Consider the following 15947-nt stretch of genomic DNA (forward strand, 5'->3'; position numbering starts at 1 on the left):
TACATAATTAAATTAGAAAGCGGGGGAGATGGCTTGGAAACGACTAAGACTGTTCAGGAATGGAAAGCTTACATCCATCCTGTCTTAGAGAGTAAAGTGCAAGAATTTAAATTATTAGGATATTCAAAAGTGACGCTGGAGGATGTGTGGAACTGTTTAGTCGAACGCGTATGGAAAGGCAACCCCGAGAGACGATTACATGAAATTGTCCAGGAAGTTTATCATCTTAGTACAACCGAATATATGAATTATATGACCATTGATGCTTACCAAGCAGATGATTTGATGGCTTCCATTCAAGCGCTCACAAAAAAATAAGCATGACGACTAACTGTTTTGGTTAAGGAGAGAAAGGAGTAAGTTGAATGAAAAACAAAGGCAGAATAATCGCCTTTTTCCTTATCGTAATCCTCATTGGATTAACGGTCGGAACACAAACAAAAGGTATTGTAAAAGATATTAATTTAGGATTAGATCTTCAAGGTGGCTTCGAAATTCTTTACGAAGTCAAACCGGTCGATGATGATCAAAAGATAACACGTACACTTTTAGAAGGAACTGTAAGAACCTTAAATGATCGTGTTAACCGTCTAGGTATTAGTGAATCAAATATTGATATTGAAGGGGAGGACCGTATACGTGTTCAACTTGCAGGTGTTAAGGATCAACAACAAGCAAGGGATATGTTAGCAACAAGTGCTGTCCTGTCTTTCCGTGATGTCAACGATAATAAGCTTCTCGATGGGGCGGATGTGAAGGAAGGAAGTGCTAAACAGGACTTCCATCAAGACACAAATCAGCCTATTGTGACATTACAATTAAAAAGTGCATCGAAATTTGCAGACGTTACAACGAAAATAAAAAACATGGGTGCACCGAATAATTTACTCGTCATTTGGATGGATTACGAAGAAGGAGATTCATTTAAAGAAGAGGCTACTAAAGAAGAACCTAAATTCGTTTCATCTCCTGCAGTAAACGATACGTTAAACACGACAGATGTTATGATTGAAGGTAGCTTTACAATCGAAGAGGCGAAGTATTTAGCGGATATTATTAACTCAGGGTCATTACCGGTTAATATGAAAGAACTATACTCAACATCTGTTGGTGCACAATTCGGGGAACAAGCATTAAATAAAACAGTGTTTGCAGGTATAATTGGAATTGGTTTAATCCTTTTATTTATGCTTATTGTCTACCGTTTTCCAGGCATGATTGCATCGGTTAATCTCGTCTTATATGTATTTCTTATATTACTCGTGTTTAAATTAATGCATGGTGTGCTCACATTGCCTGGAATTGCAGCCCTGATTCTAGGGGTCGGTATGGCTGTTGATGCGAACGTTATTACATTTGAACGAATAAAGGAAGAAATTCGTTCTGGTAAATCGTTACCCGCCTCATTTAAAGCTGGAACAAAAAATTCACTTAGATCTATTTTAGATGCGAATTTAACGACACTGTTAGCCGCTGTCATCTTATTCGCCTATGGAACTAGCGCTGTTAAGGGATTCGCTACAATGTTAATTGTTAGTATTATTGTGAGCTTTTTAACAGCGGTTTATGGCACACGCCTACTATTACAACTTTGGATACGTCTGCCGTTCTTAAAGAGTCGTCCAAGTTGGTTCGGTGTCAAGAAAGAAAGCATTCGTCATATATCTGAAAAAGAAGAAAAAGAAGCTTCCTTTATGGGACGTAAAATCAATGTCGTCCAACACAAGAAAAAGTTTTTCATAGCTTCAGCTTTAATGGTCATTATCGGAGCCATATCATTAGTTCTCTTTCAACTTAATCCAGGCATTGACTTTACAAGTGGTTCACGTATTGAAGTGATGGCCGATACATCATTGAAAGCAGAGGAAATTGAGCAAGATTTTGCACAATTTGATGTGGAAGCTAAATCAATCGTTTTATCAGGTGATGATAAAGAAATTGCTGTAGCACGGTTCGATACGGTATTATCTGATAGTAAAATTAAAGAAGTGAAGAAATTTTTTATGGATAAATTTGATATCGAGCCAAACGTTAGCGTTGTATCACCAATAGTCGGAGAAGAGCTTGTGAAAAATGCGCTTATTGCTGTTGGACTTGCAACAATCGGTATGATTATTTATGTCACATTCCGTTTTGAAATTTATTTTGCTGTAACAGCTATAATAGCTCTCCTTCATGACGCCTTTTTCATACTCGTCTTTTTCAGTGTAACTCGAATAGAGTTTGATATTACGATTGTTGCAGCTATTTTAACCATTGTCGGTTACTCGATTAACGATACGATTGTTACGTTTGACCGAATTCGTGAAAATCTAAGAAAAGAAAAACGAATCCGTTCTAAAAAAGAGCTGGCACGAATTATTAATAATAGTTTATTACAAACTTTCACCCGAAGTATTAATACATCGATTACCACCATACTTGCCGTCCTATCATTTTTAATCTTAGGTGCGCCATCTATTGCACCTTTTGCACTAGCCTTAACGGTCGGTTTAATAATGGGAACATATTCGTCACTATTCTTAGCTTCCCAGTTGTGGCTTGTATGGCGGGGCAAAATGCTTCCTAAAAAGCCCGTCGATTTTAGAAAGAAAAAACGTGTTGAGGGCCCACAAGTTTAAATTAGAAAATAGAACTCCCATATTCATAAAGAGTATGGGAGTTTTACTTTTTTGTTTGTTTCTTGTCATTGCTCCATTGCTCACAGTTCTGTATAATAAATAGGTCAGGGGTGAATGTATGTTAAAAAATCAATCATATTGGAATATTATTAATGAATCACATCTTAATTTGGAAAGTACAGAGAGTCATTTGTCCCCTGTGCTTCATCAATTACTCCTCCAGCGTGGGATAACGGAAAGGGAAGAGATAGAATCATTTATCTTTCCGAAATTAGAACAGTTACACGAACCGGAAAAAATTTCAATGATTGAAAAAGCAGCAACGCGAATACATAAAGCAATTGAAGAGCGGGAGAAGATTTTAGTTTATGGTGATTATGATGCAGACGGAGTATCATCTACCGCATTATTAATGACTGTACTAAATGAACTTGGTGCAGAGTGTGATTTCTATATTCCGAATCGTTTTACCGAAGGATATGGACCAAATGAAGCAGCTTTTATTGAGGCTAAAGAGAATGGCTTCAATGTCATTGTTACCGTTGATAATGGCATTAGTGCACATCATGAAGCGACTGTTGCGAAACAGTTGGGAATTGACTTAATCATCACCGACCATCATGAGATACAAGGTGAGCTTCCTGATGCCTATGCAATTATTCATCCAAAATGTTCAGAATCATATCCTTTTCATGAACTAGCAGGAGTCGGTGTAGCATTTAAATTTGCTGAATATCTTTTAGGTTTTTTTCCAGAACATTTACTAGACTTTGTAGCGATAGGCACCATTGCCGATTTAGTTCCTTTAATTAATGAAAATAGAATCCTAGCATATTATGGATTAGAAAAACTATCAGCGACAGAAAAGCCTGGGCTTATAGCGTTAAAAAAACAATGTGAAATCGAAGGAATCGTAACGGAAGAAGATGTTGGTTTTTTAATTGGACCACGATTAAATGCTGTTGGTCGTTTACAAGATGCTGACATGGCTGTTGAACTTCTTCTTTCACAAGATGAAGAACAGGCTCGTCTATTAGCGGAAGAAATTCAATCTATTAACGAAGAGCGGCAACAGATTGTTCAACAGATTGTCGAAGAGGCTGAAGCAATGGTTGATCCAAATGATCAGCAATCGGTCATTATCGTTTACAAAGAAGGCTGGAATGAAGGAGTCTTAGGGATTGTAGCATCCAGACTCGTAAGGAAATATAACCGTCCTACCATAGTTCTTAACATTAATTCAGAAACAGAGCTTGCCAAAGGGTCGGCGCGGAGTATCCCAGCATTTGACTTGTTTAATAGTTGCATGCAAATCAAGCACATATTTACCAGTTTTGGAGGACATGCACAAGCTGCAGGAATGACATTACGTGTGGAAAATCTAGCTGAATTAATGAATGGTTTGAATCAAATCATTCGAGAACAATTGACAGCTGAAGATTTTATACCTGTCATTGATATTAATTACAGTATCGATGTGAATGACGTTAATGAAACGTTAATAGCGGAAATTAATCAATTAGCACCATTTGGAATGGGGAATCCTAAACCTATTTTTCAAATTAGTGCTCAACCTAAAGAGATTAGACAAATCGGTCATTTGAAAAATCATCTAAAATTACAATTTGAGCATGAGAATGGTATCATGGAAGCGATTGGTTTTCGAATGGGTCATTTGTATCCATATATGACACCAAAAACTGACATAACGATTGTCGGTGAATTAGGTATCAATGAATGGAATGGATTTAAAAAGCCACAAATGATTATAGAAGACATACAAATATCAGAGCGACAAATCTTTGATTATCGTGGAAAGTTAATCCGTGAATATGCTTTATTTAACAAACAACACCAACGTGAACTCGCTCTCATTAACATGGGTAATGAGCAGAAGTATGACATCCCAAAAACAATGCAGCTTGTTTATTACACATCCGACTTGACAGATATTCATGAGGCTGATGCGCTGTATATTTATGATTTACCACAGGATCTATCTACTTTACAAACGATTGTCAATAAGGTTAATCCATATAATATATTTGCTTGTTTCGAGGTGGAAGAGAGTGCTTACATGACACCGATACCGACACGTGAAGATTTCAAATGGTATTACGCTCTTATTTATCATCGAAAAAAACTCGACCTGAAAATTGAACATCAGCGAATAATGGCTGAAAAACAATGGTCAAAGCAAAAGATTTGGTGGATGTCTAAAGTGTTTTTTGAATTAAATTTTGTTACTATAGAAGATGGAGTAATTCAACTGGAATCTTCTCCGCAAAAGCGGGAATTGCAAACATCACATACGTACCAACAACTTATAGCACGTGCCAAAATAGAAAAAACATTATTTTATTCGACATATGAAGGTTTGGTAGCGTGGTTTCAATCATGTCTACCCGCGATGCAAATGCCCAAGGAGGAAATGTCGTATGGATTATAAAAAACATATTAAAATTGTTCAAGATTGGCCGAAAAAGGGGATCCAATTTAAAGATATTACACCATTAATGGACAACGGAGAAGTGTTTAAAAGCGCAATCGATGATATTGTTGCCTATGCCAAAGAGAAAAAAGCCGATGTTATCGTTGGTCCTGAAGCGAGAGGCTTTATTATAGGCTGTCCTGTCTCCTATGCACTTGAAATAGGCTTTGTACCTGTTCGTAAAGAAGGAAAGCTACCACGAGACGTTATTAAAGTATCTTATGGGCTAGAGTATGGGGAAAATGTCTTAACGATTCACAAAGATGCCATCAAACCTGGACAACGTGTGTTAATCACTGATGATTTACTTGCTACTGGAGGAACGATTGAAGCAACAATTAAACTAGTTGAAGAACTTGGTGGAATAGTTGTTGGTTGTGCTTTTCTAATTGAACTAGCTTACTTGAATGGTATGGACAAGCTCACCGATTATGATGTTATGGCACTCATGCAATATAAATGATAAAGTAATTATAAAGGTCTAGCGTTCTAGAAAACGACGTTAGGCCTCTTGTTTTATAGATTTCGTATGTGAAATACTTTACTTTTTGTGAAAAATTTTCGATACTAATAGGAAAGCATATTCTCTACAACTCATATTAAAGGTGATTAATCAATGGCAAAAGACGATCAAATGACAATTGATGGTATTATGGACCAAGCGAAAGATTATTTATCAGAAGATGATGTGGCATTTATTTATCGTGCCTATCAATTTGCTGACAAAGCTCATGAAGGACAATTTAGAAAATCCGGTGAGAAATATATGACACATCCTGTTCAAGTAGCTGGGATTTTAGTCGAACTAAGAATGGATGCTGCAACAATTGCTGGTGGTTTTTTGCATGATGTTGTAGAGGATACAGACGTGACTAAAGAAGAACTAGCAGAAGCTTTCAATGAAGAAGTGGCTATGCTTGTAGATGGTGTTACAAAATTAGGTAAGATAAAATATAAATCACAGGAAGCCATTCAAGCTGAAAATCATCGTAAAATGTTTGTAGCTATGGCGAAAGATATGCGGGTCATTCTGATTAAATTAGCAGACCGACTGCACAATATGCGTACATTAAAATATATGCCACCGCACAAACAACGTCGTACTTCAAATGAAACACTTGAAATTTTCGCACCATTGGCACATCGTTTAGGGATTTCTACGATTAAGTGGGAATTAGAAGATACGGCCTTAAGGTATCTTAATCCACAACAATACTATCGAATTGCACACCTCATGAAACAAAAACGGGTGGAAAGAGAATCGTATATTGATGATGTGATTGGCGAAATTAATCGGCAATTAGAAGATGTCAAGATTACTGCTGATATTTCTGGACGCCCAAAACATATATATAGCATATATCGTAAAATGACGAAACAAGATAAACAATTTGATGAAATCTATGACTTATTAGCTGTTCGGGTTATTGTTGATAGTATTAAAGACTGTTATGCCGTTTTAGGAATCATTCATACATGCTGGCGACCAATGCCTGGGCGTTTTAAAGATTATATTGCGATGCCCAAACCAAATTTATATCAATCTTTACACACGACGGTTATTGGACCACAAGGCGACCCTTTAGAAGTACAAATCCGAACGAAAGAAATGCATGAGATAGCTGAATTTGGAATCGCGGCACATTGGGCATATAAAGAAGGAAATCAAACCAATCATACGAGTCCATCCTTTGAAAAGAAGTTAAAATGGTTTCGTGAAATATTAGAATGGCAAAATGAAACAAATGATGCAGAAGAATTTATGGAATCGTTAAAAGTTGATTTGTTTTCTGATATGGTCTATGTTTTTACGCCAAAAGGTGATGTAATTGAATTACCATCAGGCTCGGTTCCCATTGACTTTGCTTATCGAATTCATACTGAAATTGGGAATCAAACAGTCGGAGCAAAAATCAACGGAAAAATGGAGCCCCTTGATTATAAGTTAAAAACAGGAGATATTGTCGAAGTACTCACATCAAAACATTCCTATGGCCCTTCTCATGATTGGTTGAATATTACTCAGACATCGCAGGCAAAAAATCGCATCAGACAGTTTTTTAAAAAGCAGCGTCGTGAGGAGAATATTACAAAAGGGAAGGAAATGGTCGAGAAGGAAATTCGTACGCTGGGCTTTTCACCAAAGGATGTTATAATTCCTGATAATTTACAACGTATTTTTGAAAAATTTAGTTTTGCTAATGAAGACGATATGTATGCAGCCGTCGGTTATCAAGGTATTACGGCAGCATTGATTGCTACACGCCTAACTGATAAACTTCGTGAAACAAAGCAAAAAGAAAAAAATCTCGAAGAAACGATTGAAGAGAAAAAACATGACGTTGTTTCAGAAAGAAGAGAAAAAGGTGATTCAGGTGTTGTCGTAGAAGACATTGACAATATTTTAATCCGCCTATCAAAATGCTGTAATCCTGTTCCAGGTGATAAAATTGTCGGTTATATAACGAAAGGGCGAGGTGTGTCCGTCCATCGCGTTAACTGCTTGAATATTAAAGGTGAAGAAGCTCAACACCGCCTGTTACCTGTTCAGTGGGAGACAACGCAAAATAAGAAAGAATATCATGTTGATTTAGAAATTACTGGGTTTGATCGTAAAGGTTTATTAAATGAAGTATTACAAGTAATTAATGAGATGAATACGAGTATCACCCATGTGAATGGCAAAACAGATCATCAAAAAATAGCAACCATTCAATTGACGATTTTAATTCATAATAAAAGCCATTTACATCGCATTGTTAGAAAGGTTAAACAGATTAAAGATGTATATACTGTGTCACGTGTCTTACATTAATATAGTAGAAAAGAGGTTTTTAATTTATGAGGGCGGTTATACAAAGAACAAAAGAAGCGACAGTTACGGTAGAAGGTACAATGATTGGCCAAATTGACCATGGTTTAGTTGTTTTATTAGGTGTAACACATGATGATACAATGGAAGATGTTAAATACCTCGTTAATAAAATAATAAATCTACGTATTTTTGAAGATGAAAATGAGAAAATGAATTTATCTCTAAAAGATGTTCAAGGTGGCGTATTATCGATTTCACAATTTACATTGTATGCTGATACGAGAAAAGGACGCCGACCAAGCTTTGTTCAAGCCGCTAAACCAGAATTAGCAGAGTCATTGTACGATTCATTTAATCAAATGTTACATGAAGAAGGTATTCATGTGGAAACAGGGCAGTTTGGCGCTATGATGGATGTTCGTTTCACAAATGCGGGACCTGTGACGATTATCATTGATAGTGAAAATCGATAAATTAATTATTGAAGCATGTACTTGACAGAAGACAAGGCAAATATTAATATAGTAACTATTCATAATAAGACTTTTATACGTTAATAAGTAAAAACTATTGATGGAGCAAGTAGTTGGGTCTTATCTGTTCAGAGATAAAATGCCAGTGGCTGGAAGCATTTTACACGATATCCCAATGAAAGACACTCCGGAAGTGCTATATCGAATGATATGTAGATTTAGCCGTTCACAGGCGTTAACTGTGTGAAGTGGATGCTCAATATGGCATCAACAAGGGTGGCAACGCGGGAGAACTCTCGTCCCTAATTTTATTTAGGGGACGAGAGTTTTTTTATTTGACAATAATATGTGAAGGAGAGATGAACATGAATATTGGTGCACCACGTGGAACAGTTGATTTATTACCAAAGGATACGAGAAAGTGGCAATACGTTGAAGAAAAAATTAAAGCAATCTGTCGGGCATACCATTATGAAGAAATTCGCACACCTACGTTTGAACATACGGAGATCTTCCAGCGTAGTGTCGGTGACACGACAGATATCGTTCAAAAAGAAATGTATACATTTACAGATCGTGGCGGTCGAAGTTTAACACTTCGTCCGGAGGGAACAGCTTCTGTTGCTCGTGCTTATGTTCAAAATAAACTATATGGTGATCCGAATCAACCACATAAATTATTTTATTTTATGGAACTATTTCGCTATGAACGTCCCCAGCATGGAAGAATGCGACAATTACATCAATTCGGTGTCGAAGTACTAGGCGCGAGAAATCCTGCAGTTGATGTCGAAGTCATTGATTTAGCGATGACCATTTATCGAACACTAGGGTTAAAATCATTAAAACTCGTTATTAATTCTTTAGGGGATAAAGAAAGCCGAAAAGCATATCGTGAAGCCCTAGTGAGTCATTTTATACCACATAAAGAAGAGCTATGTAGTGATTGTCAACTCCGGTTAGAACAAAATCCTTTACGGTTACTCGATTGTAAAAAAGATGCTGAACATCCCGCGATGGAAGAAGCACCGTCCATTCTTGACTATTTAAATGATGCATCACGTCATTACTTTGATGAAGTGCTTAATCTTTTAACAGAGATAGGAATTGACTATGAAGTTGATCCTAATCTTGTGCGTGGCTTAGATTATTATAACCATACAGCTTTTGAAATAATGAGTGAAGCAGAAGGATTTGGCGCGATAACGACACTTGCTGGTGGTGGGCGTTATGATGGGTTGATTGAAGAATTAGGTGGTCCTGAAACACCAGGTATCGGTTTTGGAATGGGTATTGAACGCTTGTTATTAGCATTAGAGGCTGAAAACATTGAATTGCCTATTGATCAGTCTTTAGACTGCTATTTAGTAACGATGGGTGAGATTCAACAAAAAGCTGTATTCAAAATCGTCCATGAATTACGACAAAATGGTATTCAAGTTGATCAAGATTATCAAGGTAGGAAAGTTAAAGCACAATTTAAAGCAGCCAATCGGTTACATGCTAAATACGTTCTCGTTCTTGGCGAAGAAGAATTATCTAAAGAAATTATTAATGTCAAAGATATGGAAAGCGGAGAACAAATAGAAGTTAAATTATCACAGTTAGTTCAAACATTAAAGGAAAAACTATAAGGAGGTCACATCGTGAGTGAACGAATTTTTGCTGGAACCTTAACTGAGTCACAAATAAATGAAAATGTCTGCTTGAAAGGTTGGGTACAAAAAAGACGTGATTTAGGTGGACTTATTTTTATTGATTTACGTGATCGCTCAGGTATCGTTCAAATCGTATTTAACCCTGAAATATCACAAGAGGCTTTACAAATAGCGGAGAAAGTACGAAGTGAGTATGTAATTGAAGTATCTGGTAAAGTTGTAGCTCGAGACGAGAATACAATTAATACTGATATGAAGACAGGGGGAATTGAAGTTATTGCGTCAACAATAAATATAATAAACCATTCAAAAACCCCACCTTTTACGATTGCTAATCAAACAGATGTCTCAGAAGATATCCGTTTAAAATATCGTTATCTTGATTTACGACGTCAAAAGTTACAAGATACATTTAAATTACGTCATCAAATTACGCAAGAGATTCGTCATTTTCTAAATGAGCATGCATTCCTCGAAATGGAGACACCGATTTTAACGAAAAGCACGCCAGAAGGTGCACGTGATTATCTCGTACCTAGTCGTGTTCATCCAGGAGAATTTTACGCTTTACCACAATCACCACAGCTTTTTAAACAAATGCTTATGGTAAGTGGCTTTGAAAAATATTATCAAATTGCTCGTTGTTTTAGAGATGAAGATTTACGTGCTGACCGTCAACCCGAATTTACGCAAGTTGATATTGAAACATCATTTATGACACAAGAAGAAATAATGAGCTTAACTGAAAGAATGATGCAGCACGTGATGAAAAAAGTGAAAAATATTGACATAACACTTCCATTGCCACATATGAAATATGATGAAGCAATGAATCGGTACGGTTCAGATAAACCAGACACGCGATTTGGTATGGAACTTATTCATGTAAGTGATATATTTAAGGACTCAGACTTTAACGTGTTTAAAGGCGCAGTTGAATCAGGTGGACGTGTCAGCTTATTAAATGTTAAAGGTCATGCTGATGATTATTCACGTAAGGATATTGATCAACTAACAGAGTATGTAAAAGTATACGGGGCTAAAGGACTTGCTTGGTTAAAGCAGAGTGCAGGTGAGTTAAAAGGACCGATTGCTAAGTTTTTAAGCGACGAAGAAAAGAAACAGCTGATTGAATATGCTGATGTAACAGATGACGATTTATTGTTATTCGTTGCTGACCGTTCAGATGTTGTACTCCAAAGTCTCGGTGCATTACGCCTTAAGTTAGGTAAGGAATTACAATTAATTGATCATGACGTCTTTCATTTCCTATGGGTGACGGACTGGCCATTATTGGAATACGATGAGGAGGAAGGGCGTTATTCTGCGGCTCATCATCCATTCACAATGCCAGTTGAAGAGGACTTAGATAAATTAACCACAGACCCAGGAAATGTTCGTGCTAAAGCATATGATCTTGTGCTTAATGGTTATGAACTTGGAGGTGGGTCATTAAGAATTTATCAAAAAGACCTACAGGATAAGATGTTTGATGCACTTGGATTTACGAAAGAAGAAGCAGATGAACAATTTGGCTTTTTACTTGAAGCTCTTGAATATGGGGCACCGCCTCACGGTGGAGTAGCTCTTGGGTTAGATCGAATTGTCATGCTATTAGCTGGACGTTCCAATTTACGGGATACGATTCTCTTTCCGAAAACGGCATCTGCCTCTGACTTGTTAACAGATGCACCTAGCGAGGTAAGTGAGACACAATTACATGAACTTCATATATGTATGCTTGAAAGAAAATAAAAGAACAATTTTAGTCATTTGTTAAATTGATGTGATATTGTAACGAAAACGTCATGAAAGAATGTATTGAAATTGATACAGTCCTATGTTAAGATTAATTTACAATCAGATAGAAAAATCCTGATGTGTACGTCCAAATTACATTTTTGACCGAACACTAAAATGATAGGGAGCTTGCAAAAGTTTTTATGTGGCATACACGCCCTTTTCAAGGGGAAGTATAAAATATAAAACAGAGCACCCACCTGCCAAGAGCGGGATCAAAAGCATCATTTGGACGGCACAATTGGGATTCTTAAAAGCAAAAACTCTTCCATTCTAAATGGAAGAGTTTTTTTAGTTCCCTGAGCTATTAGCGAGTTGCTCAAGATTACCGTTTTTATCCATGCGAAACTTCGGTGGTTTAATGGTATCTTCACCATCAAAAACGGTCATTTTACGAGCGCGATCCATAATTTGAATGAATGTTTGATAGTCTTCTTGTATGGTAGTTAATTGTTTTTCAGTCACATTTAATTTCTTTGTTAGTTGCTCGATTTCCGCTTTTAATTTATTATTTTCTTGTTTTAATAAATCATAAGTTAGTTTGTTTTGGGTTGTAGAAACATATTCCTCTTTTATTTGTTTGAGAAAGTAGATAACAGAATCAAAAGACATCCTTCCATTATCTTGATAGTTTGTTTGTCCACTAGTTGTTTGTTGCTGTTCTTCTGAAATAGTTGGTAATTGATATTGAGGTTGTTTCTTTTTTCTTTCTAAGGCACGCTTTCGTTCTTTACGTTGTCTTTTAGCTAGTTCAATGGCATCGACATAATTCTTGCGGATTTCAGCATTCCAGCGGAAACCACAAGCAGCAGATGTGCGATTTAATTTATCCCCAACTTCCTCAAAAGCATTAAGTTGGGTACTACCTTCACGGATATGCCGTAAAACAGTTTCAGCTAATAATAAGTCATCTTCATGGGACCAGGCATCTTGTCTTACCTTAGCCATTCTTTTCAACTCCTTTTCCTACGACGGTTATCTAAAATATTATGAGAAAACTAGTGGAAATGCTTTTATAGTAGTTTGACCGTTTCGGAAAAGATTTATACGTTACTCTTGACGGTTCTTTTTTTGCTGTTTAATATTTTCATACACTTTCTTAAAAGCTCTTTCAAATTTTCCGGTTTCTTTAGGCTTATAATACTGGCGATTTTTAATCAATTCTGGTAGATATTCTTGATATACCCAGCCTGATTCAGAGTGATGTGGGTATTTATAGTCAACACCTCGTCCTAAATGTTTGGCTCCACTATAATGGGCGTCTTTTAAGTGGTTTGGTATATCACCTATTTTCCCTTGACGAATATCGCTTAAAGCTAGATCTAATGCTTTATAGGCGGAATTTGATTTCGGTGAGAGACATAGTTCAATAATAGCAACAGAAAGGGGAATACGTGCCTCAGGGAAGCCTAACCTTTCTGCTGCCTCAACAGCAGCGATTGTTCGTGGTCCAGCTTGTGGATTAGCTAATCCGATATCTTCGTATGCCGTCACAATCATACGCCGACCAATACTATCGAGATCTTGTGCTTCAATAAGCCGCCCTAAATAATGGAGTGCTGCATCAACATCACTTCCACGAATTGATTTTTGAAAGGCCGATAGGACATCATAATGTTGATCACCATCCTTATCATGTGAAAAGCTTTTCTTTTGCATACATTCTTCAGCGGTAGTCAAATCGATAAAGACTTGGTTATTCTCATTTGGTGGTGTCGAAAATACAGCTAATTCAAGTCCATTTAAAGCAGAACGTAAGTCACCATTTGCGGCGATTGCAAAATGATTAAGTGCGTCATCGTTAAGGATGATGTCATAGTTTCCAAGACCTTTTTCCTGATCATCTATCGTGCGATTTATTGCTTCTTTCACATCATCTATTGTTAAGGAATGAAGTTCAAAAAGGTGACAACGGCTGCGAATGGCTGGATTTATAGCATGATAAGGATTGCTTGTTGTGCAGCCAATCATCGTAATTAAATTACTTTCCAAATGAGGCAATAAGAAATCTTGTTTTGCTTTGTCTAATCGATGTACTTCATCTAAAATAAGCACAATATGTCCTGTCATTTTAGCTTCTGCTACGACAATCTCCATATCTTTTTTCTTATCGACAACCGCGTTTAATAATTTAACAGGTAGATTTAAGCTTTTAGCTAAAGCATATGCGAGAGATGTTTTTCCCGTTCCAGGTGGTCCGTATAAAATCATCGATGCTAACTGCTTTGCCTTTACCATACGATGTATAATTTTATCTTCTGAAACAAGATGCTTTTGACCGATAATGTCATCGATATGTGATGGGCGCATTCGATATGCTAATGGTTGTTTTTGCATTAAACATCTTCCTTTATCAATATATTAACTAAACTTAATAGGTTGAAATTGAACATATAAGTTGTCATGATATAATAAAGGGTATCATTAATTCATACAAATTACATTGATTTCGTATAGATTTGTTTCATGTTTTTATTGTAATGGAGGGTTTCCTGATGAAGATATCAACAAAAGGGCGTTACGGTTTAACCATTATGATTGAAGTAGCAAAGCAGTATGGGAAAGGTCCTGTCCCGATTAAAACAATTGCCAAAGAAAATGATTTATCAGATCATTATTTAGAACAATTAGCAACGTTACTACGTAATGCAGGTTTAATCAAGAGTGTGCGTGGTGCTTATGGAGGGTATAAGTTAACGAAACACCCAAAAGATATAAGTGCTAAGGATATTATCCGTGTATTAGAAGGACCGATTGTTTTAGTTGAGGCTCTTGAAGATGAATCACCTGCTAAACAAGCCCTGTGGCTCAAGATAAGAGATGCGGTAAAAGAAGTTTTAGAAGAAACGACATTAGAAGACTTGGTTGAGTATGACAACAACCAGCCACAAGAAGCTTATATGTTTTATATTTAGATGTGTTTTTAGAAAGGAAAGATTAAGATGCAACCCATTTACCTTGATCATGCAGCAACAACACCACTTCATCCAGATGTTATTAAAAAAATGCATTCGACTATGGAAACCGTCTTTGGGAATCCATCAAGCATCCATGCTTACGGAAGAAAAGCAAGACAAATATTAGATGAGGCTAGGGGAACAGTGGCTAAAAGTATTCATGCGAGTGAAAAAGATATTTATTTTACAAGTGGTGGAACAGAAGCAGATAATCTTGCATTAATAGGTACAGCCCTAGCTAATAAAGATAAAGGAAACCATATTATTACGACTAAGCAGGAACATCATGCTGTACTTCATGCAGTCGAATTCCTTGAACAAAATGGTTTTAACGTGACTTATTTACCGGTAGATGAATTCGGCGGTGTATCTGTTGAAGAAGTCAAACAATCATTAACTGATGAGACGATTCTTGTGTCCGTGATGTATGTGAATAATGAAACAGGTATGATTCAACCGATAGCAGAAATCGGTGAGCTACTAAAAGACCATCAAGCATATTTTCATACGGATGCGGTGCAAGCTTACGGTATAATAGATATCAATGTGCATGACATGAATATTGATCTGTTAACAACATCCGCCCATAAAATCAATGGGCCTAAAGGTATTGGCTTTTTATATGCTGATGAAAAAGTTCAGATGTCACCATTAGCTTTCGGTGGAGAACAGGAAAGAAAACGTCGTCCTGGAACAGAAAACATTGTGAATGTCGCTGGCTTTCAAAAAGCAGTTGAATTGATGCTTGAATCTAAAAAAACGCGTCAATCTGTATATGAAGATTATCGAAACCTCTTTTTAGATACCTTAAAAGAGGAAGGTGTATCATTTTCTATCAATGGAGATCTATCACAATCCGTTCCTAATATCGTTAATCTCAGTTTTCCAGGAACACAGGTTGAAAGCTTTTTAACAAATTTAGATTTAGAAGGAATCGCTGCATCAAGTGGTAGTGCTTGTACAGCTGGAACTGTTGATCCATCACATGTTTTAGTGGCGATGTATAGCCAAAATGATCCTAGAACGAATAACTCGATTCGATTTAGTTTTGGAATAGAGAATAATCAAGAAAATATTAAAGAAGCAGCACGACGGATTGCTTTAATTGTTGAACGTTTGATTAAATAAAGAA

General features: G+C 36.6%; 12 protein-coding genes, 1 other RNA gene and 1 other annotated feature. Of the genes, 11 read left to right on the forward strand and 2 right to left on the reverse strand.

The annotated features are described in order from the left end of the window. Positions 1-33 precede the first annotated feature (33 nt). The 9 genes from VIG73_RS07980 to ssrS all read left to right on the forward strand — a co-directional run bounded on the left by VIG73_RS07980 (position 34) and on the right by ssrS (position 12110). On the forward strand, positions 34-318 hold the full coding sequence (locus VIG73_RS07980) for a post-transcriptional regulator (protein WP_331640750.1): 285 nt from the start codon (positions 34-36) through the stop codon (positions 316-318). 47 nt (positions 319-365) lie between these two features. After that, on the forward strand, positions 366-2621 hold the full coding sequence (secDF, locus tag VIG73_RS07985; protein WP_331640752.1) for a protein translocase subunit SecDF: 2256 nt from the start codon (positions 366-368) through the stop codon (positions 2619-2621). Positions 2622-2739: 118 nt separating this feature from the next. After that, positions 2740-5070 (forward strand): single-stranded-DNA-specific exonuclease RecJ, encoded by a 2331-nt coding sequence (gene recJ / locus VIG73_RS07990; RefSeq protein WP_331640753.1) that lies wholly within the window; start codon positions 2740-2742, stop codon positions 5068-5070. Then, a complete protein-coding gene (locus VIG73_RS07995) occupies positions 5060-5575 on the forward strand; it encodes an adenine phosphoribosyltransferase (protein ID WP_331640755.1) in 516 nt (171 codons plus the stop codon). Before recJ ends, VIG73_RS07995 begins: the two co-directional genes overlap by 11 nt. A 153-nt stretch (positions 5576-5728) precedes the next feature. Beyond that, entirely contained in the window at positions 5729-7927 is a 2199-nt protein-coding gene (locus VIG73_RS08000; RefSeq protein ID WP_331640757.1) for a bifunctional (p)ppGpp synthetase/guanosine-3',5'-bis(diphosphate) 3'-pyrophosphohydrolase, read from the forward strand. Positions 7928-7953: 26 nt separating this feature from the next. Beyond that, positions 7954-8400: a D-aminoacyl-tRNA deacylase gene (gene dtd / locus VIG73_RS08005; protein WP_331640759.1), complete on the forward strand. Its 447-nt coding sequence runs from the start codon at positions 7954-7956 to the stop codon at positions 8398-8400. Between the two features lie 88 nt (positions 8401-8488). Next, positions 8489-8707: a binding site (T-box leader), on the forward strand. A 58-nt stretch (positions 8708-8765) separates the two neighbouring features. Then, a complete protein-coding gene (hisS, locus tag VIG73_RS08010; protein ID WP_331640761.1) occupies positions 8766-10034 on the forward strand; it encodes a histidine--tRNA ligase in 1269 nt (422 codons plus the stop codon). A 12-nt stretch (positions 10035-10046) separates the two neighbouring features. Further along, complete coding sequence (gene aspS, locus VIG73_RS08015; protein ID WP_331640763.1) at positions 10047-11813, forward strand: aspartate--tRNA ligase; 1767 nt, start codon at positions 10047-10049, stop codon at positions 11811-11813. Positions 11814-11927: 114 nt separating this feature from the next. Further along, a non-coding RNA gene (gene ssrS / locus VIG73_RS08020) (6S RNA) lies at positions 11928-12110 on the forward strand. A gap of 39 nt (positions 12111-12149) precedes the next feature. On the opposite strand, the gene VIG73_RS08025 is transcribed toward ssrS, so the two are convergent. Continuing rightward, entirely contained in the window at positions 12150-12806 is a 657-nt protein-coding gene (locus tag VIG73_RS08025; protein WP_331640765.1) for an RsfA family transcriptional regulator, read from the reverse strand. A 102-nt stretch (positions 12807-12908) separates the two neighbouring features. Then, positions 12909-14195, reverse strand: a complete 1287-nt coding sequence (locus VIG73_RS08030; RefSeq protein WP_331640767.1) for a replication-associated recombination protein A — start codon at positions 14193-14195, stop codon at positions 12909-12911. Between the two features lie 158 nt (positions 14196-14353). Between VIG73_RS08030 and cymR the strand changes: the two genes are divergently transcribed. Both cymR and VIG73_RS08040 read left to right on the forward strand, forming a co-directional pair. Further along, the gene (gene cymR, locus VIG73_RS08035) at positions 14354-14773 is read left to right on the forward strand and encodes a cysteine metabolism transcriptional regulator CymR (protein ID WP_331640769.1); all 420 of its coding nucleotides are present in this window, start codon (positions 14354-14356) and stop codon (positions 14771-14773) included. A 27-nt stretch (positions 14774-14800) separates the two neighbouring features. Further along, entirely contained in the window at positions 14801-15943 is a 1143-nt protein-coding gene (locus tag VIG73_RS08040) for a cysteine desulfurase family protein (RefSeq protein ID WP_331640771.1), read from the forward strand. The last annotated feature ends 4 nt before the right edge of the window (positions 15944-15947 follow it).

The organism is Cerasibacillus sp. (genome assembly GCF_036516575.1).
Lineage (GTDB): Bacteria > Bacillota > Bacilli > Bacillales > Amphibacillaceae > Cerasibacillus.